This window comes from Desulfatiglans sp. (assembly GCA_012513605.1).
Classification (GTDB): domain Bacteria; phylum Desulfobacterota; class DSM-4660; order Desulfatiglandales; family HGW-15; genus JAAZBV01.
The window spans coordinates 1-20,738 of record JAAZBV010000089.1 but is presented as its reverse complement, the minus strand read 5'-3'; the positions used below and the strand labels follow the sequence as shown (position 1 = coordinate 20,738).

At 43.5% G+C, this 20,738-nt stretch carries 16 protein-coding genes and 1 pseudogene; 6 read left to right on the top strand and 11 right to left on the bottom strand.

Annotated features, from left to right (window positions below; all coding sequences use genetic code 11):
* Positions 1-230: 230 nt before the first annotated feature.
* Positions 231-1,820 (bottom strand): hypothetical protein, encoded by a 1,590-nt coding sequence (locus tag GX654_11780; GenBank protein ID NLD37537.1) that lies wholly within the window; start codon positions 1,818-1,820, stop codon positions 231-233.
* A gap of 406 nt (positions 1,821-2,226) precedes the next feature.
* Here GX654_11780 and GX654_11775 point away from each other — a divergent pair, with 406 nt between their 5' ends.
* Both GX654_11775 and GX654_11770 read left to right on the top strand, forming a co-directional pair.
* Complete coding sequence (locus tag GX654_11775; protein NLD37536.1) at positions 2,227-4,281, top strand: PAS domain S-box protein; 2,055 nt, start codon at positions 2,227-2,229, stop codon at positions 4,279-4,281.
* A 759-nt stretch (positions 4,282-5,040) separates the two neighbouring features.
* On the top strand, positions 5,041-7,692 hold the full coding sequence (locus GX654_11770; protein ID NLD37535.1) for a TonB-dependent receptor: 2,652 nt from the start codon (positions 5,041-5,043) through the stop codon (positions 7,690-7,692).
* Between the two features lie 584 nt (positions 7,693-8,276).
* Here GX654_11770 and genX read toward each other — a convergent pair.
* The 4 genes from genX to GX654_11750 all read right to left on the bottom strand — a co-directional run bounded on the left by genX (position 8,277) and on the right by GX654_11750 (position 12,120).
* Positions 8,277-9,182 carry an EF-P lysine aminoacylase GenX gene (genX, locus tag GX654_11765; GenBank protein ID NLD37534.1) on the bottom strand — a complete coding sequence of 302 codons (906 nt, stop codon included), beginning with the start codon at positions 9,180-9,182 and terminating at the stop codon, positions 8,277-8,279.
* A 2-nt stretch (positions 9,183-9,184) separates the two neighbouring features.
* On the bottom strand, positions 9,185-9,748 hold the full coding sequence (gene efp, locus GX654_11760) for an elongation factor P (protein ID NLD37533.1): 564 nt from the start codon (positions 9,746-9,748) through the stop codon (positions 9,185-9,187).
* Positions 9,749-9,962: 214 nt separating this feature from the next.
* The gene (locus GX654_11755; protein NLD37532.1) at positions 9,963-11,510 is read right to left on the bottom strand and encodes a flotillin family protein; all 1,548 of its coding nucleotides are present in this window, start codon (positions 11,508-11,510) and stop codon (positions 9,963-9,965) included.
* A 28-nt stretch (positions 11,511-11,538) separates the two neighbouring features.
* On the bottom strand, positions 11,539-12,120 hold the full coding sequence (locus tag GX654_11750) for a hypothetical protein (protein NLD37531.1): 582 nt from the start codon (positions 12,118-12,120) through the stop codon (positions 11,539-11,541).
* Between the two features lie 316 nt (positions 12,121-12,436).
* Between GX654_11750 and GX654_11745 the strand changes: the two genes are divergently transcribed.
* Positions 12,437-13,798 (top strand): glycerate kinase, encoded by a 1,362-nt coding sequence (locus GX654_11745; GenBank protein ID NLD37530.1) that lies wholly within the window; start codon positions 12,437-12,439, stop codon positions 13,796-13,798.
* A gap of 261 nt (positions 13,799-14,059) precedes the next feature.
* Here the strand turns inward: GX654_11745 and GX654_11740 are convergent, their stop codons facing one another.
* From GX654_11740 to GX654_11715, 6 genes are read right to left on the bottom strand one after another with little or no spacing between them, the layout of a single operon-like run.
* A complete protein-coding gene (locus GX654_11740) occupies positions 14,060-15,277 on the bottom strand; it encodes a glycosyl transferase (GenBank protein NLD37529.1) in 1,218 nt (405 codons plus the stop codon).
* Positions 15,278-15,299: 22 nt separating this feature from the next.
* Positions 15,300-16,337 (bottom strand): Holliday junction branch migration DNA helicase RuvB, encoded by a 1,038-nt coding sequence (ruvB, locus tag GX654_11735; GenBank protein NLD37528.1) that lies wholly within the window; start codon positions 16,335-16,337, stop codon positions 15,300-15,302.
* A gap of 20 nt (positions 16,338-16,357) precedes the next feature.
* Positions 16,358-16,966, bottom strand: a complete 609-nt coding sequence (ruvA, locus tag GX654_11730; protein ID NLD37527.1) for a Holliday junction branch migration protein RuvA — start codon at positions 16,964-16,966, stop codon at positions 16,358-16,360.
* Positions 16,963-17,445, bottom strand: a complete 483-nt coding sequence (ruvC, locus tag GX654_11725; protein NLD37526.1) for a crossover junction endodeoxyribonuclease RuvC — start codon at positions 17,443-17,445, stop codon at positions 16,963-16,965. Before ruvC ends, ruvA begins: the two co-directional genes overlap by 4 nt.
* Positions 17,445-18,191 carry a YebC/PmpR family DNA-binding transcriptional regulator gene (locus tag GX654_11720; GenBank protein NLD37525.1) on the bottom strand — a complete coding sequence of 249 codons (747 nt, stop codon included), beginning with the start codon at positions 18,189-18,191 and terminating at the stop codon, positions 17,445-17,447. The genes ruvC and GX654_11720 overlap by 1 nt, the downstream gene beginning before the upstream one ends.
* A 25-nt stretch (positions 18,192-18,216) precedes the next feature.
* On the bottom strand, positions 18,217-18,807 hold the full coding sequence (locus tag GX654_11715) for an RlmE family RNA methyltransferase (protein NLD37524.1): 591 nt from the start codon (positions 18,805-18,807) through the stop codon (positions 18,217-18,219).
* Positions 18,808-19,055: 248 nt separating this feature from the next.
* On the opposite strand from GX654_11715, the gene GX654_11710 reads away from it, so the two are divergent.
* The 3 genes and pseudogenes from GX654_11710 to GX654_11700 all read left to right on the top strand — a co-directional run bounded on the left by GX654_11710 (position 19,056) and on the right by GX654_11700 (position 20,372).
* A complete protein-coding gene (locus tag GX654_11710) occupies positions 19,056-19,409 on the top strand; it encodes a hypothetical protein (GenBank protein ID NLD37523.1) in 354 nt (117 codons plus the stop codon).
* A gap of 262 nt (positions 19,410-19,671) precedes the next feature.
* Positions 19,672-19,896: pseudogene (locus GX654_11705) on the top strand (hypothetical protein).
* Between the two features lie 197 nt (positions 19,897-20,093).
* Entirely contained in the window at positions 20,094-20,372 is a 279-nt protein-coding gene (locus GX654_11700; GenBank protein NLD37522.1) for a Smr/MutS family protein, read from the top strand.
* The last annotated feature ends 366 nt before the right edge of the window (positions 20,373-20,738 follow it).

Below are 20,738 nucleotides of genomic sequence, written 5' to 3'. Positions count from 1 at the left end.
CTACAGATCACATCGGGATATTATATATTTCCAGGCTATACCCTTTACTGTCTTACCCCTCTTAAATCTCCCCTCCAGCCTTTCCATTCGGGCACGCTGCGGCGTTCCCCTACTATAATACATGGTGATAGCGGATAATTGCTTTTCTATCAGACCGTAGGGGCACGACGCATCGTGCCCTTCCGGTAACGCATCAATATGATGGATAATTGCACGACATAATAAAACCTTTAACGTCTCGATAGCTTTATCCCGAATACAACCATCCCGCCTACAAGGCCAAGGATAAGCAATATTATTATTGATATGCCCCACAGGTTGGTTTCCGGCTTTATCTCAACATTAATGGTCTTATCCTCTCCTGTTATGGGCTGCTCATCAGATAATGACTTTGTAGTTACCCTTATCTCATAACGCCCGGCAGCAACATCCTCACCAGGTGTAATGGTGATTATGGCCCTCTTTTCTTCTGATACCTTAAGATGCGCAATGGTCTTTGGTTCAATGGAATGGGACCAGTTAAGGGGCAGGTCCACATCTATCTGCACATTGTCAAGCCCCCTTGTCCCCTTGTTTACAAGGTCAACCGGCACCTGCACAGCATCACCGGGGTTTATGGAAAAGAAGAGCTGCTGCGCCTTTACCAGCAGTTCCCCTGTGCCCCTGGGTACAAGGTCAAGTTTTATAAAACCGACATTCATGTTGATCAGCTCTTCTTCGCTGTACTGTTTTGAGAAATCCGGTTTTATCTCATCCACACGGTTCTGGGGAATAGCCAGCACATAGAATTTGATGGATTGCCCTATAACAATGGAGTCACTGGCGCGGTCAGGCAGGAATACCTTTAAGGATACCTTCTGGGTGCTTGTGCTTTCTGTGAATTTAAATAAACTAAGGCGTGTCTCACTCCCAAAGTTTAAAAAATAGCGGTTTATCTGGCTCGGCAGGTTCACCACCTCAAGCTTGAATGTATCGTTCTTGCCGCTGAAGAGTTCAAGGCTGAGGTCATATGAGGAGGATTTACCCAGCTCCACCTCCTGTGAAAATTGATCTGATTTTATATCAACCTTGTTTATGGTTGCATCTTTTTTTAGATATATCTTCTTTTTCGCCTCTGTTTTACCATTCCCATAAAGCAGGTAGACAGTAACGACATCAAGATCCTGCAGCAGGGTGAAGCTCAGCTCTTTTGGCTGGTTCGCCGGTAGCCTTTCTATCTTATGCTCATAGGGCTGACTGATGATCGCCCCTTCATCATTAATTATTGAGACATATATATTATTAATGACATCCGGTTCCAGGGCATTGAATATCTGTTCATCAAAGGAGACAAGTTTCTTAAGTTCAGCGCTGCCGCTTGAGCTGTTATTCAATGTAATACGTACTATCTTTTCCCCTGATGCACTGGTGTACTTGACCGCATTATTTATGGTTACATACTGGTTTTCAAAAAGGATTGCCAGGAGCTGCTGCTGATAATCTACCTCTGCGCTGTTGTATATCTTTCTAACCTCATCATACTGTGACTGGGATATCTGCCCCTCTTCGAACAGGGTTTTTTTACGATTGAGTTCATCCTTTGCCAGTTCAAACCCCTCCTTTGCCCTTTTTAATCCCAGCAATTTAAAATCTGCATCCCTTGGATTGTAATAGGTTGAGCCCGCCTGGGCACATACGATGTCAGATAGAAAAAAGATTAAACAGAGGGTAAGCACAAAGGCAAATATTACCTTTTGAAACAGGATATCCACTCCTCCTGGTCTGATTTTAGTAAGGCCTGCTGAATTGACGCTGTGAATCGTTACCTGTGAATAAGTCATTCTTTACTCCGAATAAATAAAAACCCTTAACAAGCAAACTTCTACAAAAGACTGTAAATCAAGAAAATCTGATGGCGGTTATTAAACCTGAATGGGTGTTGCTTTAAAACTATGTTGAGAGAATAATTATTCTCATGAAGCAATGTCTAAGTATCATGTAATGTTTCATTAATCAACTTTAAATATTAAATCGCAGGGATTATGAAACTGAATTTCTCTTTTTTTGAGTATGACTCCCCAAAAACATAAAAGTTCCAAAAAATATTTCACAGGATAATATGCTTGATCAGGATGCCTGAAGTTATGTATATGTTGTCAGGGTAAAGAGAATAGGGCCAAAAAGTTAGGCACCTGTGATTGGGAGTAAAAACAAGACTTACAAAAAGGAGAAACATCGGGTAACACTATGGAACAGGACAGGCTTGACAGCAATAACAGCGTTATAGATGAGTCCCCTTTTTATGCTGCAAAGGACTGGAAAATCCCCTTTGATGCTGTTAATGATGCTATATGGATACTGAACAGTGAACGACGTATACTCCGCACAAACAGGGCAGCAGAGACGCTTTTTAATAGATCAAAAAATGGGATAACCGGTAAATATTGCTGGGAGGTCACAGGTTGCAAGGAAAACAGCAGCTCTGAATGCCCGTGTGTCCGGGCAAAGATAAGTCATACCCGTGAAAAACTTGAATTCCGGCATGGAGAGGAATGGTTACAGGCCATATCAGACCCTATTTTTAACAATGATGGTCATTATTCAGGGTCTGTACACTTCTTTAGAAATATTACAAACAGCATGCAGACCGAAAAGGCCCTTGTTTATAGTGAAAACAGATATCGTGCAATGTTCAGCAAGATGCTCAATGGATGCGCCCTGCACGAGATTATCTGTGATAAAGGGGGTAAACCTGTTGATTACCGCTACATTGATGTTAATCCTGCGTTTGAAGAGATGACAGGGTTCAGGGCAAAGGATCTGCTTGGGAAAACTACCCTTGAAATCGCACCCGATATTGATCCTTTTCTGATAGAGACCTATGGCAGGGTGGCGCTTACAGGAGAACCTGTCTCATTTGATTTTTTCAATCAAAAATCAGGACGATACTTTATAATAACAGCCTACCAGCCAACACATGGACAGTTTGCAATTATTTGTCAGAACATTTCTGAACAGAAGAAGACTGAAAATGCCCTGAGAGAAAGTGAGCAAAAATTCAGGATACTTGAAGAAAATCCTATTGTCGGCATCTTTGTGAGTCAGGACAAAAAACTAATTTATGTAAATGATCGAATGGCAGAAATGCATGGTTATTCTAAAGAAGAGATTTTGGGTCAACCTTTTGACATCCTCATACATCCTGATGACAGGAATACAATAAAATCAAAAATGGATACCTACCTTGAGATGGGAGAAAGATACCGGCAGCGATTTGAGATCCTTCGTATTAAAAAAAATGGTGAGAGCTTCTGGGGTGGCGCCATTGTAACCAGGGGTAAATACAATGGCAAGGATGCTATTTTGGGCTCTGTTATTGATATCTCAGAATCAAAACTGGCGGAAGAGGAGCTTAGAAAGAGCGAGGAGCGTTACAAGGAGATTGTGGAAGAGACAGATGACCTGATAATAAAGGTGGATAATACCGGGAGTATTACTTTTGCAAATCATATGGCAAACAAGATATTCGGGCTGCCTCACAGTGATATAATTGGCATGCATATCTCCAAATGCATTCACCCTGATGACAAACTTCATACCAGGACAATTATTGATGAAACTGTAAAAATAAAAGAGAAAAGCGCAACCTTTGAAAACAGGCAGGTTAGCCAAACAGGGGAGATACGCCATCTGCTCTGGACAAGTAATTTTCATTATGATAGCAAAGGTTACCTGTTAGAGGTCACAAGTATTGCCCGCGATATCACCCAGCGGAGAAAAATGGAAGAGGCTCTGAAAAAGGCCCATGATGAACTTGAGCAGCGTGTTATTGAACGAACCCATGAGATAGCAAAGGCCAATGAAGACCTGCAGGTCAAAACAAAAAACCTTGAAGAGCTTAATACTGCGCTCAAGATCCTCCTTGACAGAAGGGAAAAGGACAAGGAGGAGACCAGTGAAAAAATACTTCTTAATGTGAAGGAGCTGGTGATTCCCTATATCAACCGGCTGAAGTCAGGCCCCCTGAACGATAATCAGAAGAACTACCTTGAGGTACTTGAGTCCGGGCTTCAGGAGATAACCTCCCCATTTGCCCAGAAGCTTACATCACGTTATATGCATGTTACACCCAGGGAGCTTCAGGTGGGTAATCTTGTAAAACAGGGGAAGACCTCAAAGGAGATCGCTGATACGCTGCATACAACCGAAAGAACTGTTGTTGCCCACAGGGCAAACCTTAGGAAAAAACTTGGGTTGGATAAGAACTCTAATCTCAGGACATACCTTCTGTCTCTCCAGTAAAAACCTTAAAACGCTGAAAGTACAATTTTATATTGTATTTTTACTGATGTTTTTCTGAAGTTTACAATCTTACAATAAAAAAATATTAATGGCTGCATACGAAATGTTATACTGCTTACGGTTTTTTGCTGTCGAACATTCGTATTTGTACTTTTCAGGGTAAAAATGCGGCAGATTCCGCATTGCACACAGACCGTAAATCAATGTTTTAATCAATGAATTGGTAACCTCCCCCCCTCCGATTCGCTGGTTTGTTCGGTCTGTGTGTAACCACCCTATGGTTAAAAAGCATGTCATATGTTCTTATCATATTGAATTTACTATTATTAAAATTTTCTATTTATATTTCAGATTTTTTACTTTTTAAACAATCTGCTGAATGCTTATACCTATTGACCTCTCCTGTAAACTGGGATTATACCCCTTTCCCCAGTAAAACACCTTTATTTAAGTACAATAATATATTGTAATCTAATTGTATTATTTATGATGTTTACAATAAATAACCTATCCATTATTCATTAGAAATAAGATCAAATTATACAGTGCTGCAAACTTGTACCAAAGAACAGCTTCTTCTGTATACAGGCCACAAACCACAAACCTCAGCCAAAAAGGTGAATTGGCAAATCCTCTCCTCCAATTCTTAAAAAAGTGGTTTGTGGCCTGTGCACAGAATGGCTTTAAGAAATACATGCTGATTGTACAGGGTTTGTCGTTTTAAATTTTTCAACAAATTTAACGTTCAGGAGGGAGTTTATGTGCAGCAAAAGGAAGTTAACATGTAAAAATTGGTTTAATTGTCTACTGATTATTTACCTTGTGTCTCTGTTGTTATGTTTAAACAACCCGGTGCTTGCAAGAGATGAAAAAAAGGACCCAGACGAATTTCAACTTGAAGAAATCGTTGTTACCGCTGAAAAAAGAGAAGCTGAATTGCAAAAAATCCCAATGGATATTTCTGTCGCCAGACCGGATGACCTGGCCCGCCTTAACATCACTCAGATAGAAGAACTTGATAAAATGATGCCAGATCTTAACATCGAAGGTACAAGCGGCATGCTGAGAATTAATATCCGTGATGTTGAAACGAATTTCTGGAATAACACCGCTGAAACAACAGTCGCCGTTCAGCTTGATGGTGTTATGCTTACAAGAAGTAATTCTCTGGAAGGTAAATTCTATGACCTTGAGCGTGTTGAAATGCTGAAAGGTCCTCAGGGAACCCTTCAGGGCAGGGGTTCTACTGCTGGAAGTATGAACATGGTCAGTAAAAGGCCGGATGTAGGCGGTTTTGGTGGTAATGTTCAGCTTGAATTCGGCAATTACGGACGAATAAGATCAGAGGTTGCCCTGAATGTCCCTGCTAATGACAAGCTGGCTTTCCGTCTGGCTGGACGTGCTATAACACGTGACGGTTATGATGATGCAAATCTCAGCACCCAGGACATGTGGGGTATTCGTTTATCAATGAGATGGGAACCTACTGACAGGCAGTCCCTTAATGTTACAGTGGACACAGATAAAACAAAAAATAAGGGTGGTTCTTCCACCGGTGTTTATCTTGATGTTTTTGGGGATCTTGAAATTGTAGAAAATCCAGGCTGGCAAAACCTTCCACAATCCGTTCAGCCATATGCAAGGGGCGGGGCAGTATACTCACCATATGGTGTAAAATGGTGGATAGGTGATGTTGATTTACGTGATCAATTCACAAACAATGACTCCCTTGGAATCAGCGCCACATACGACTATGAATTTGACTGGGCTTACGCTACAATTCAGGCTGGTTACCGTGATTTTAATGAACATAAGAAATGGATATTAAACTTTGCACCTGGCCTGTTCCCGGTTGGCACTGTGGTTGGAGGAACACTTTTTGCCGCAGAAACATATGACCCAAATACAGGTATTATTACCCCGGCAAAAAGGCCTCCAACAGGTGGAGGACCTGGTACCTCATATTTAATTCAAAACCGCGTCCCTACTCGTGGTGCTAATGATCCTTATTACACCCAGGTAATGCTTATGCCTGCAGCAGTTCAATCTCTTGTGGCAACGGATTCATATACAGATTCCTCCAGTTTTAATCTGGAGGCCCGTCTTGCCTCAAAAACATCAGTATCCGGTGGTGACAGCACTGAGTGGATTATCGGTGGCATGTACATGGATGATCAGGTTAAGGCAAATGTGTATCTGTACGAAAATGCATATAACGATATAACCCTCAAAGAAAAGGCCCTGTTTGGTCAGGCATCATGGGTGCCCTTTGCCAATATAAATTTTACCGGTGGTTACCGCCATACCTGGGATACCAAAGATTATATTGGTTATACTTACGGCGCCGGTTACAGGGATGAAGATAATTATAATCTGGTTTACCCAAGGTATCTCGATCCTGATATGTGGGCATACCATACCTATGACTATGACTACTCAAGCTACAAGGCAAATGTATCATGGAGCGCCAGTGAAAATATTATGCCCTATATACAGTTTTCCAAAGGTGTCAAAACAGTTAATGTTACAAGGGACGGGCGTGCTATTCCGCCTGAAGTGCTTAATGCATATGAAGCAGGGTTAAAGAGTAGACTATTTAATAACCGGCTTCAGGTTAATGCAACCGCATATCTCTATGACTATAAGAACTATAATGACTGGGTTACAGCCTATAAATGTATTACTCCACAGACTGCGCCTGTAGAAGAAGGAGGATATGGGGAAACAGGCACTCCAGGCCAGTGTGTACCCCTTACCGGAAGCACTGTAACTCAGGCTGATTACGAGGAATATATGTATGGGCCCATATCTATTGGAAGCGCTGAGCAGAAGGGATATAACATGAACGTCATGTGGCTGCTCTCCCCAAATGACACTATCAGCGCAACCGCTGCATACTCAATTAACAGATATAAAAACTACAATGTCGCTGCAGCAATGCTAAGAGACTTTGAACCACTGTGGGGCAGGGTTGATTCGGCCTATCTTGCCTCAAATAATAACGATAGAAGCGGAGACAGGTTTGGAGGCAGGGGCTTCAGGGGTAATGCCACATATAATCGCACATGGTATTTGGGTACAGATTTCTTGTCTATGGCCGGAACAGTTTTTTATACTGGCAAAGCCCGTAAACAGGTCTTGCTACAGGACACGGCCAATGAGTTTGTAATGCCTGGTGCTCCTGATTACTGGACATTCGATCTTTCTTTTGCTTACACATCAACCAAATGGGTGCCCAATGGTTGCAGATGGACTGCAACCCTCTACAGCAACAATGTATTTAATAACCTGAAATGGACAAACCTGACTTATGCTACTAATTCGAGCTATTATGCCCCGGGGACTGGAACAATCTCCGGAACCTTCCTTCCACCGCGTACATATGGTGTTATATTAGCCTTACATTTCTGAACACCTGCTGTTTAAATGTAAGGCATGGCGGATAATTGAAGCAGAACTGATAAATAGGCCGGTACCCCGCGTGGTGCCGACCTTTTTAATTTCACACATCTTGTCAGGTTATAGCCTTTGATGAATATTTTCTAAAGCATCTTTTGTTTTGCCATATTTTCGCGTTATATGATAAACCCGGCAAAAATAATCAGTGTAAGCAGCAATGAAAACAGACCGGGATACCTGTCCAATAGCGAAATAATATTTTCATAAACTGTGCTTTGATCTTTATTTATTGAGTCCATTTTTTCTCCTTTTATTTTTTGTTTGTTTACATATAGGTATAGCTAAAACCGTGCCAGAAAGGCTAAACACGAATTTCATATATAATATCAATATATTATGAAGATCGCTCAATATAGCAGATTTATAAGTGGGCATTATGTAGCCATTATTGTAAACAATAATATAACAACTGGATACTTTGTTCTCATACTGATGGGATTTTGCGTATTTCCAGTTGGATATATTATAATTAGATAAAAAAGGAGAAGAAAAATTAAAAAAAGATAAATTTAACTAAAGGTTTTAGTCTTATATATCTATAAACCTTCAGGGGTGAATGCAACCACATCGTCTATTGATGGGCTGTCTGTGAGGAGCATTATGAACCTGTCTATCCCGAATGCGATACCGGCTGATGGGGGCATGAATTCAAGGTCATTAATGAATTTGTCCGGGAAGGGGTATATGGTTTTTCCTTTTTCCGCCCTGCTGTGAAGCTCCTCCAGGAACCTCTTTTTCTGCTCAGCCACATCAATAAGCTCGGAAAAGGCGTTTGCCAGTTCAAGCCCACCCATATATAGCTCAAACCTCTCGGCCACTCCCGGGTCATCCTTCTTTGTACGTGAAAGGGCCGCCTGTGATGCAGGGTAATCATATAGAAAAACCGGCCTGCCCATATCAAGCGAAGGCTCTATCTCTGTCACCATGATTTCATCAAAGCTACCGGCTTCAATCGCCTTCTCTGGCGAACTCCCGGTATATTTTAAAAAGGCATCTCTTACGGTTATCCTCTCCCATGTGCCTGAGATATCAATACCCTTTCCCTGAAAGAATAACTGTCCTTTGTCCAGGGCGCTGGTAACATGCTTTATCATCGCCTCGCATTCATCCATAAGATAGATATAATCCGCATCAGCCTGATACCACTCAAGCATGGTGAATTCAGGCAGATGCTTATCTCCCCTTTCAGCGTTCCTGAAGCATTTGCATATCTGGAATATACTACTGTAACCCATAGCGAGAAGACGTTTCATGCAGAGTTCGGGTGATGTCTGCAAAAATCGGCCTGATGCTGCAATGGCATCTATATTGGCCTCGGGTGCAGGCGCAGGAATAACAACAGGGGTCTCTACTTCAAGATAACCCCTGCTTATAAAAAACTCTCGTATGGATTGTATTACCCTTGAGCGTATAAAAAGGCGGGATTTGTCAGGCAATGGCAGAGCTAATCCTTGACCCTTGTTACATAGTCCCCTGTACGGGTATCCACCTGTATCTTTGTGCCCTCCTCCACAAATGGGGGAACCCTGAGCTCATAGCCTGTCTCAAGGGTTACAGGCTTACTGTCACCGGCTGAGGTGTCTCCTTTAACCCAGGGGTCTGACCTGGTGACAACCAGGTTTACAAAGTTAGGCGGTGTGATGCCTATTGGTAAGGTACCAAAAAAGAGGATAGAGACTTCCAGGTTATCAATCAGGTAGTTCTTAACCTCCCCGACCTGTTCTCTATTGAGTATGACCTGCTCGTAATTGGCAACATCCATGAAGCAGTATTCGTCTTCCTGATTATACAGATATTGCATCTTGCGCTCATCCAGTATTGCAGGCTCAAATGTCTCGCCTGACCTGTAGGTGCGTTCAAAGCTGGTACCATTAATCATATTTTTTAGTTTGCATTTATAAAGGGCCTGTCCCTTGCCGGGTTTAGCAAATGTAAAGTCGGTAATAATATAGGGATCACCGTCTATCTGTATCTTTAAACCCTTTCTTAAGTCACCTGCATTGTACATAAAATTATCCTTCTTTCAAAATATTGCTGGGAATATATGGAAGAGAGGCCGCTCTGTCAAGGAGAAAAGAAGGAATAAAGGCTCACGGCTCAGGGCACATCCGTCGTCACATAAAGCTATGACGGGAAAAGAGGCGCAGGGGAAAATGGGCATTAATCACTCTGAATAAAAAAGGGCACGCTGCAGCGTGCCCCTTCAAGTCATTACATAATCCCTACTTTTTCTCCTGCTGACCCGCCTTTTTGGTTCCTTCTGCTGTCTTCAGGTCACCCAGGTATTTGGGCAGATCAAGCCCTGCCATCTCTGCTATTTCATGCAGCGGGGGGAGGCTTTTTACCATACCGGACAGGAAATTGGCTGTGGTATTTCCATTTTTACCATCTGCGCCCGAATCCCATACAGTAATCTTGTCTATCTTGAGGTTCTTTATGGCCTCTACCTGCATGGCCACCATGCTTTCCAGTTTTTCGATCATGAGCAGGGTTGCAGCGGCCTTAGCATCCCCGTCGCAGCTTTTAAACAGCTCTGAATAGCCCTCGGCCTTGCTTTCAAGCACCTGCCTGATACCCTTTGCCTCTGCCTCATATTTCAAGAGTATTGCATCCGCAGTACCCTTTGCCTCACGTCTGATCCTTTCTGCCTCTGCCTCTGCGGCAATCTCTATCTTGCGCTTTTCTATCTCTTTCTGTACAACCTCTGCGGCATTAAGCCTCTCTGCCTCTGCCCTGTACTGTGCCTTCTGTATCTCCTCTTCTGCAGCACGCTTTGCCACCTCCCCACGCATAAAGGCATCAGCCTTTTTTATGGCAAGAAGGGCCTCAGACTCCGCAATGTCTGCCTTTGCAGTATTTTCACCTGCTACTGCTGATGCCTCCTGCTGCTGCACGTAGATACGCTTTTCAGCCTCTGCCTTTTTTTTGCCCTTTTCAGACCCGGCCTCATTTTCAGCTACCTTTATCTCCTTTTCCCTGTTTGCCTCTGCCTCACCAATTGTTGCATTGGTTTCCTGCTGCTGAACAAAAACCCTTCTCTCTGCATCCGCCTTTTTCTTTCCCTTTTCCGCCTCTGCAATATTTTCAGCAACCCTGATTTCTCTCTCTTTTGTATTCTCTGCCTGGCCAATCTCACCATGTTTTTCCTGTACAGCTACATCGATCTTTGCCTGGTTGATTGCTTCTGCTGCGGCCTTCTTACCAATGCTTTCTATATAGGTGGACTCATCAGTAATATCAGTAATATTTACGTTGATCAGGTATAAGCCTATTTTGTTCAGTTCAGGGGAGACATTGGTTCTTATCTCTTCCAGAAACTTTTCCCTGTCCTGATTGATCTGCTCTATTGTAAGGGATGCAACAGTAAGCCTGAGCTGGCCAAAGATGATCTCCTTTGCCATCTCCTCTATATCAGTAGGGGGCAGGTTCAGGAGTCTTTCTGCAGCATTGTTCATTATGCCCGGCTCAGTGCTTATACCGACCGTAAATGTGCTCGGCACATTTATCCTGATATTCTGAAAAGAGAGGGCATTCTGCAAAGGAATGCTGATTGTCATGGGGGTCAGGTCCATGTAGGCATAATCCTGAATAAGTGGCCATACAAGTGTTCCTCCTCCATGTATACACTCTGCTGACTGGTTTTCACCGACCTTACCGAAAATTACCAGTATCTTATCAGAGGGGCATCTTTTATAACGTGATGCAAGAAACATCAGCGTCATAAAAACAAGAATCAAAATAGCAATAATAGCAAGCATCCACGGTTCCATATTAAATCTCCTTTTCGTTTATCTTAAATTATATTCTTTCAACCACCAGTTGGTTTCCATCTACCCATACAACCCTTACAGGTGTCCCTGTATTAAGGGCTTTGCCATCATTTGAGGTGGCATCATACTCCCTGAGGCTGTTATTTACAGTCACAAGGACCCTGCCTGACCCCTTTTCAGGTATGTGCATATAGACCTTACCCTGAGCGCCAACAGTATTATCTATGGATATTGTGCCGCTCGACTTCATTTTACTGGCAAGCATAAATATCTTGCCGATAATCCACACAGAGGCACAACCGGCAATAACTGCGCCTACAAGGGACATAACAATCCCCATACTGCTTTGCCTGTACATCGCAAGACCGACAAGCCCGAACATCATTAAAAAGGAGGTGATCCCGTGAAGGGAGAGGATATGAAATCCCACATCCGAATCGGAATGATGGGCATCTATATCATGGCTGTCCATGTTAAGATCATGACCTCCATCACTGTCCATCCCTATAAACTGCATAATAAATTTTATGATGACAAAAAAGCCGCCTACAACAGCACATATAATAAAAAAGATCTCTATGGCGCTGTAATGAGAAAAGAATGTCCCCATGCTAATTACCTCCTCATCCGTGAATCTGATAAATATTGATGTGTGACCGGTTTAAAAGCTACAGTAAACTACATAAACCAACAGATTGTTTATACAGAAAAAACAAAAATCAGATTTTGTACCCCCCCTCAAAAAAATGGCTCCAATACTTGCCGGAGATCATCTGAGAGGATTAAAAAGTTTATGAAATTAATTTGTTGATATAATAAAGATAACCTTTTATTATTTTTTAACCTATGGAAATCATAATTGGTTGTCAAGGGATTAGTTATTTTCAATTTTTTCATCATTTGCTCACTTCATTTACAGGACTTTTATGGAAAAGAGAGATTACAATATATTGAAACAGATGAGATCAGAGGCATTACAATGCTTTAAGGCTGCAATCGATAGCGTTAACCCCTATGATGCAATAAAGAGGGCGCTGACCCTTTCAGGTAATATCCTTACTGTTGTGGCTAATGGGGAAAGACATGGCTTTGATCTTAATAAATTTGACAGGATATTTCTTGTGGGAGGGGGAAAGGCCGGAGCACCTATGGCCGCTGCCCTTGAAGAGTTGCTTGGCAACAGGATTACAGAGGGTTTGATTGTTGTTAAATATGGGTTCACCAGGGAGCTGTTATACACCGGTATAATAGAGGCAGGGCACCCTGTACCTGATGAAAAAGGCCGCGCAGGGACAAAAAGGATAATGGATATCATTATGAAGGCGGGGGAGAGGGACCTTGTCTTTTCCATTATTTCAGGAGGGGGTTCTGCCCTTTTGCCTCTTCCAGTGGAGGGCATTACCCTTGAACATAAACAGAAAATCACTCAAATGCTGCTGGACTGCGGCGCAGGCATTGATGAGATAAACTGCATAAGAAAACACATATCTGCAACCAAGGGCGGCCAGATGGCAAGGGCTGCCTATCCTGCCACAACCATCAACCTCATGCTTTCGGATGTTGTCGGGGATAAAATGGATGTAATAGCATCAGGCCCCTTTGTCCCGGATAAAAGCACCTTTAAAGATGCCTTAGGTATAATTATAAAATACAGGCTTAATGATATTATCCCTTCATCCATCCGTGATCACCTGAAGGCCGGGCTGGATAAAGAAATAGAGGAGACCCCAAAACAAGGTGATGTGATTTTTACTAGGGTCTTTAACCTTATTATTGGCAGCAACATGATTGCCCTTGAGGTGGCTGAAAGAGAGGCCCGGAGGCTCGGATATAACACCCTGATTCTCTCATCCATGATCGAGGGCGAAACAAGGGATGTTGCTTGTGTGCATACCGCAATAGCCCGTGAGGCCATAAAGAGAGGCAGGCCCATTGCGCCTCCATGCTGCATCATTTCAGGTGGAGAGACAACAGTAACCATCAGAGGAAATGGAAAGGGGGGCAGAAACCAGGAGTTCTGCCTTGCAGCAGCAATCGATATCTATGACATGGCTGAAAGGGTTGTTATTTTAAGCGGGGGGACAGACGGTAATGACGGCCCCACAGATGCAGCAGGGGGAATAGTTGATCCCCTCACCTTGAGAAGAGGAGAGAAGGCAGGGATCAGGGCTTCAGAATACCTTGCCAGTAATGATTCATACCATTACCTCAAAAAGACAGGGGATCTGCTCATTACAGGGCCAACCAATACAAATGTGATGGATGTGAGATTCGTTTTTGTCAGGTAAGGAAATGGGCATCAGGTTTGTGGATGTGGATGATGACAGGGGTGGCCAACAGGCACAGGGCTCAAGGCGCAGGGTGCAAGGTTGAAGATTCAAGATTCAAACTTAAGGTTCAAGAGAACAGGTTAACAAGTTAAAAGGTTAATGCCTTTAAATATATTCGCCCTGCGCCCTAAGCTTTTTGTTCTGTTATATCTTTATTCGACGATGGATGTGTCTTCTTATCTTTTTTGTTTTTCACCCTGCGCCTTGTGCCCTGCGCCCTTATATTTTCTTCCCCCACTTCCCTGCAAGATAGGGTTTTACAGATTCAAAAACCATGCACTCCTCCTCTATGGCCGCCTCTGTCTGCTGTGTTGTCATCTTTTCGGTCTTCCTGATAAATGATAATGTCTTGGCAAAGTATAGGGGGACAAGTGCATCCATCAACCGGTCAGGATTATCCGCATCCCTGTATGCAACTGCCCAGTCATACAGTGTCCTTGCCCAGAGCTCTACCGGGAAGGTAAAATCATTTATGGTCATCTCCCTTATTTCATAAAGCTTTCCGAAGATATCCGAAGAGAGTCTCTTTTTCCACACCTCATCATATTCCCTGAACCCGTCATGGAAACAGTTGAACAGGCTTACAGTGTCTATATCCACCTTTGGGGGAAACTCGGTTTCCCATGAACCAAAACCGTGTATGGCAGTAGGCTTACTGTTTTTCACCCTGTACCAGTTATGATGCAGCCTTTTAATCAGTGAAAATATTGTCCCAACCTCCTGCCTGAACATCGGGTAAATGGTTTCAAACAGGTCTTTGTTTCTGTGCTCCTTGGGCCTGCCTATAAAAGACTGGCATAGTCTGATCTGCTGGTTCATGGCAATAGTGCTCATCCAGATATCTATCCCGAAACCTGTAACTGCGTCATTCCGGATATCGGTTTCAAGGTAAATCCTGGCCAGGTCTCCGCTGAATCCAAAATCCCCGCCAATGGGCTGGCGCACCCTTTTTCCATAGAGCGCCCTTGAAAGGGGATATGCAATGCTGTTTGTAATGGTGCCGTCATACTTGTGCCTTGCATAGAGAGGGGTAACAAAAGAAAACCCTTTAAACAGCGGCTCTCCCATGCATTTGATCCATTCGGGTGTTATGCTTTTAAGGTCCGCATCCACCACCAGCACTGCTTCTGCCCGGAGCTCTTTTACCTTCCTGAAAAGGTTAAATAAATTGTTACCTTTACCCTGAACCCCTGGGGGGGTTGAGAGATATATCTTCGGGACATCAGTAGGGGCCGTTAAAAATGTCTTTTTTGTATTGTCAGGGGAATTATTGTCACAGTTGATAATAACCGCCTTTTTGTCAGCGAAATATTTTTTTAGCCCGATACTCACCTGAAGGGTGGGGTAGGCAATGGTGTCTGCCTCATTACAGGAGGGGATACCCACAACAAGGTCTGCCCTTTCTATTTTTTCCGGGTTGACCTCCATTTCAAACATAGGAAAAGTCCTCTCTTTCTACCTAAAAAAGCCTTTTCTGCGCTTCTTCCTTATCGCCTTTATATTCCAGTTTGAAATGGCTGTAGGCGGGTCTTGTAGCTACTCTTCCCCTGGGTGTCCTCTTTATAAAGCCCTTCTGTATAAGGAAGGGCTCATACACATCCTCTATTGTGTCCTTTTCTTCACACACAGCCGCTGCAAGGGTGTCAAGCCCTATGGGGCCACCATCATAGTTGTTGATTATGGTAAGCATGATGCTCCTGTCCATCTTGTCAAGGCCAAGCTCATCCACATCAAGCATGTTAAGGGCGTGCATGGATATCTTTTTTGTTATCACACCATCACCATCAATCTGGGCAAAATCCCTCACCCGTCTCAATATGCGGTTAGCCACCCTTGGTGTGCCCCTTGATCTTCTTGCTATCTCCATTGCGCCGTCATCCTGGATAGGGATATCAAGGATTGAGGCAGACCTTGTGACAATCTTTTTAAGCTCCTCATCAGTATAAAACTCAACGCGCTGTATCACCCCGAACCTATCCCTTAATGGGGGTGTTAAAAGCCCTGTGCGGGTTGTAGCACCCACAAGGGTAAAGGGTTTAAGCGGGATCTTCATGGTGCGGGCTGATGGCCCCTGGCCTATAATAAGGTCAAGCTGGAAATCCTCCATTGCAGGGTAGAGTATCTCCTCCACAACATGGTTGAGCCGGTGTATCTCATCTATAAAGAGCACATCCCTTGGCTGGAGACTTGTAAGTATGGCAGCAAGGTCACCGGGCCTCTCTATCACAGGGCCGGATGTGCTGATGAAATTCACACCAAGTTCAATGGCTATTACATTTGCAAGAGAGGTCTTACCAAGACCGGGGGAACCGTGAAACAGCACATGATCAAGGGCATCTGAACGCGCCTTTGCCGCCTCAATAAAGACCTTCAGATTCCTCTTTACCTCGGTCTGGCCTATGTATTCCTCAAAACAGGTGGGTCTGAGACTGGTCTCCGCAGGTATCTCATCATCATGCAGTTCAGGGTCTATTATTCTTTGATCATCTGTGTCCATGTTAATCCATAAGGTAATTATCAGACAAGCACCCTTAGCGCCTCTGTGATAATAAATTCAAGCCTCTTTTCACCAGGCCCGGTTAATGCCTTATCAACCGCCTTTTCAGCGGCCTTAAGGGTGTAACCCAGGTTTACAAGGGCTGAGATGGCATCATCCCTGAGCAATCTATCTTCATGGGAGGCAACCTTTATTGGTGGCATATCATCAGTATCAGGCCTGATCAGCCTTGCCTTGTCCTTGAGTTCAAGCGCGATCCTCTCAGCGGTCTTTTTCCCGACTCCGGGGATAGACTGCAGCTTTACCACATCACCCTGTGCGATGGCTGTTAACAGTGCATCAGGCCCTATACCTGAAAGGATATTGAGGCCAAGTTTTGGCCCTATACCTGAAACAGAAATGAGTAGTCTGAATATCCTTTTTTCAATAATAGTCTTAAAACCATAAAGCAGAAATGCATCCTCTCTTACATGGGTGTGTATTTGGAGGCTTATCTCATTGCCCTGTTCATCAGGCAGTGTATAAAAGGTGGAAAGGGGGACAAAAACCTCATAGCCTACCCCGTTAATATCTATAACAACAGAGTCGGTTGCCTTGGTTAACAGAGAGCCTTTCAGGTGAGCGATCATATCTTCTTCTCATATCTTGTCCAGTTAAGGTGGCATATTGCCGCTGCAAGGGCATCAGTGGTGTCGGCCCTCTTGATTGAGGGGAGGTTAAGGATCATCCTTACCATTGAACTGACCTGCTCCTTTGTTGCCCTGCCATAACCTACAACCGATTGTTTTATCTCAAGCGGGGTGTATTCATATATCTTTACGTTACACTTAACAGCCGCGATAAGCGCAGCTCCCCTTGCATGGCCAAGCTTCAGACTGCTTTTAACATTCTTTGCAAAAAACACATCCTCTATGGCCATTTCATCCGGTTTATAAAGCTCCATAAGCTCGACCATCTTCTCAAATATCTTAAAGATCCGGTCGTAAAATGGCACATCGCCGGATGACTCAATTGCCCCTGATGTGATGCAGGTAAAAAGGTTATTATTTTTCCTTACAATGCCGTATCCGGTAGTTATAGAGCCGGGATCAACCCCCAGCACCAGCATCAGCCTATTGCCTCCATGACCTCATCCGGGATATCAAAGTTGGCATACACATTGTTAACATCGTCGTTCTCTTCAAGGGCCTCCATCAGATTGATCATCTGTTCCGCCTTTTTACCCTCAAGCCTTACTGTCATCTGGGGGATCATGCTTATCTCAGCGCTGCTGTATTCCAACTTGGCGTCATCAAATGCCTTTTTAACCGTTTCAAAATCGTTCGGAGCGGTTAAAACCTCAAAGCCATCATCCTCTTCCTTAACATCCTCTGCCCCTGCATCAAGGGCGATCTCCATAAGCTTTTCCTCTTCTGCCTTATCCTTGTCAAAACAGATAATGCCCTTTTTATCAAACTTCCATGCAACGCACCCAGGCTCACCCAGGCTACCGCCATGACGGTCAAATATATATTTTACTTCAGCAACAGTCCGGTTTTTATTGTCTGTAAGACATGCAACAAGCATAGCAACACCGCCGGGGCCATACCCCTCGTATGTCATCTCTTCATAATTTACACCCTCAAGCTCCCCTGTGCCTTTCTTGATCGCCCTTTCTATATTATCCTTGGGCATGTTTTCCGCCTTGGCAGCAAGGACTGCTGATCTCAGCCTGGGGTTACTGTCTGGGTCACCGCCCCCCATCCTGGCGGCCACGGTAATTTCCTTGATAAGACGGGTAAATATCCTTCCCCTCTTTGCATCAGCCGCGCCCTTTTTATGTTTAATTGTACTCCATTTTGAATGTCCGGACATCAGTTGCCTCCTAAATAGACTGTTATTATAACCTTTTTATCCCGAGCAGATAAATTTCACGGCTTCTTTTTCTTACGGCCAATGGCCTTATAAGCCTTACCTGCCCGAAATATTCTGAAACTCTCTCTTTAAAATATTTAAAATCCTCTCCTTCAAAGACCTTGCACAAAAAATCATGATCCTTTTTGAGGAGCCTTACTGCTATATCAAGGGCCCTGTTTGAAAGCTCAAGGGATCGGGCGCAATCAGTGGTATTATTACCGGTCGTACTTGGCGCCATATCACTCAAAAGGAGATCCATCTCGCCTGTCTCCTTAAAAAGCGCCTCCGGGTCTGTATTAAGGGCATCGCCCCTTATGAACCTGAAATTGGGTGCCGAGATTTTTTTGGGGATTTCTATATCAAGGCCTATAACCTCGCCATTTTTCCCCACCCTCTCAAGTATATACTGTGACCATGAACCAGGATAACAACCAAGGTCCATTACTCGCGCGCCCGTTTTAATCAGGCGCTGCTTACTGTCAATCTCTTCAAGCTTGTACACTGAACGGGCAAGCCAGTTTTCCTCCTTTGCCCTTTTTGTATAGTGATCATCCCATCTGTTGCCTTTTTTCATTCTATTATCGCCTGAACCCGGAGGATAGCTCTCTTTTTTTAATTAAGTACCATATATTATTGCCTTTTGTAAAAAGATTTCTTTCTAAAACCATGAAGAAAAACAGCTGGTTCCTGTAAAATACGGCCAGAAAACAGATTGTATTAATAAAATTTTCAAGAAAGACAAATATTTTGTCGATATGATAATGAAGGCAACTCATTTGGGATAACCAGGTGCAATCCCTTCGGTTATAAAAGGAGGCAAAAATGATTTCTTCAATAGGTAACACCATATCTGCCCTTAATGCCTATGTAACAGGCATTAATGTAAAGGCCAACAATATAGCCAATGCAGGCTCAGAGAATTTTTTAAAAAGCCGCGCCGCCTATCTGGAAGGTGAAAATGGAGATGTAATGGTGGAGATAAGCAAGGTCGGACTTGAAAGTGAACTGCTTGCAATGTCCGGTACTGACACTATTACAGTACCTCAGCACTCAAACGTGGAACTGGCCGAGGAGATCCCGGATATGATGGTAGATCAAAAGGGGTTTGAGGCAAACCTCTCTGTTATCAAAACAAAGGATCAGATGCTGGGTACTATTCTGGATATAATCGCCTGATTCTGTTTATAGACGATCCAAAAGACATTGATTTAGCCTGCTTAATAAAAAGCGTCCAATTATGGCCCTGCCACATTGATTAGCTTTATTAATTCTATTTATAACTTCCTCCTCATTAACTTAACTACTGGTTATTTATGATGGGGATATCAGCAGAGGAAAGGGTGCGAAGAAGGGTATCCTGTTAAAGACTGGCGTGACCATCTCTGATACAATAAAACCGGAGGCGAAAGATGCAGTATCAGGGTTGAAACAGATGGGCCTTAAGGTAAGCAGGCAGACAATGGGTGTTATTAAACAGAACCTCTTCTGGGCCTTCTTTTATAATGTGGCGCTAATACCTGTTGCAGCAGGGGCCTTGTACCCGCTTGAATTTTTACCCATCTTTCTGCGGCAGCTTCATCCCATACTGGCAGCGCTGGCAATGGCCATGAGCAGCATTACTGTTGTTTCGAACAGTTTGAGGCTGTACAGATCAAGAAAGTAGAACACACTTTATAGGGGCGATAATTTTTTCGCCCCTGTTTTTGATGTGTAGACATTTTAGAATTATTTACACAACGCCCTGTAGGGGCACGGCGCAGCGTGCCCATGAGGGCACAGAGCTCTGTGCCCCTACCCGTGGAATGAAATATTTTTACAGAATAAACGAGGTGCTTGAATAACATGGATGATAACGATAACATTGAAAATGACGATATAATCGAACTCCCCATAGAAGGCGTAATAGACCTCCACACCTTTTCACCAAAGGATGCCGCTGATGTGGTGGATGAATACATACATGCCTGCGTGGAAAAAGAGATATATGAAGTACGCATTATCCACGGCAAGGGAAAGGGTGTATTAAGGAGGATCGTTCATTCCCTTTTAGAGAAACATCCCCTTGTAGCAAGGTTCATTCTTGATCCTGGTTACTCAGGCTGGGGCGCAACAATAGCTTACCTTAAAAAAAATCAATAATACAAAAACTCTGCCATTCGCGAGTGTCACTGTCTCGCTCTCAAATACAATATCTGTTTTCACCACGGAGGACACGGAGATCACAGAGTTTTTTTAAACTCTTATTCCGTGCTTGAATTGCTTGCCATTTTGTCAGGCTGTTGCCTTTTAAAAATGCTGAAGCCTTGAAGGTGTCAGCAGGTAGATCGGGTTAATAACCCGACATGCTTTTGATTGAGAACTAATAATGTAAATGATTGAATCACTCTTGTCCAAAAACGGTTTTTAGTTAATGAATTTTGATATTGAAAAAGTCCTCCTTATGGGAGATCGTTAAGTTACCAGACAAAACGAATTCCCAAAAGCAAAAGGAGGACAAACCTATGG

Coding starts and splice junctions, on each gene's coding strand:
- GX654_11755 (NLD37532.1), bottom strand. CDS start 11,510: ATGGAACCGTGGATGCTTGCTATTATTGCTATTTTGATTCTTGTTTTT.
- GX654_11720 (NLD37525.1), bottom strand. CDS start 18,191: ATGTCCGGACATTCAAAATGGAGTACAATTAAACATAAAAAGGGCGCG.
- GX654_11715 (NLD37524.1), bottom strand. CDS start 18,807: ATGAAAAAAGGCAACAGATGGGATGATCACTATACAAAAAGGGCAAAG.
- efp (NLD37533.1), bottom strand. CDS start 9,748: ATGTACAATGCAGGTGACTTAAGAAAGGGTTTAAAGATACAGATAGAC.
- GX654_11770 (NLD37535.1), top strand. CDS start 5,041: ATGTGCAGCAAAAGGAAGTTAACATGTAAAAATTGGTTTAATTGTCTA.
- ruvC (NLD37526.1), bottom strand. CDS start 17,445: ATGCTGGTGCTGGGGGTTGATCCCGGCTCTATAACTACCGGATACGGC.
- GX654_11780 (NLD37537.1), bottom strand. CDS start 1,820: ATGACTTATTCACAGGTAACGATTCACAGCGTCAATTCAGCAGGCCTT.
- ruvA (NLD37527.1), bottom strand. CDS start 16,966: ATGATCGCTCACCTGAAAGGCTCTCTGTTAACCAAGGCAACCGACTCT.
- ruvB (NLD37528.1), bottom strand. CDS start 16,337: ATGGACACAGATGATCAAAGAATAATAGACCCTGAACTGCATGATGAT.
- GX654_11710 (NLD37523.1), top strand. CDS start 19,056: ATGATTTCTTCAATAGGTAACACCATATCTGCCCTTAATGCCTATGTA.
- GX654_11740 (NLD37529.1), bottom strand. CDS start 15,277: ATGTTTGAAATGGAGGTCAACCCGGAAAAAATAGAAAGGGCAGACCTT.
- GX654_11745 (NLD37530.1), top strand. CDS start 12,437: ATGGAAAAGAGAGATTACAATATATTGAAACAGATGAGATCAGAGGCA.
- GX654_11750 (NLD37531.1), bottom strand. CDS start 12,120: ATGGGGACATTCTTTTCTCATTACAGCGCCATAGAGATCTTTTTTATT.
- GX654_11775 (NLD37536.1), top strand. CDS start 2,227: ATGGAACAGGACAGGCTTGACAGCAATAACAGCGTTATAGATGAGTCC.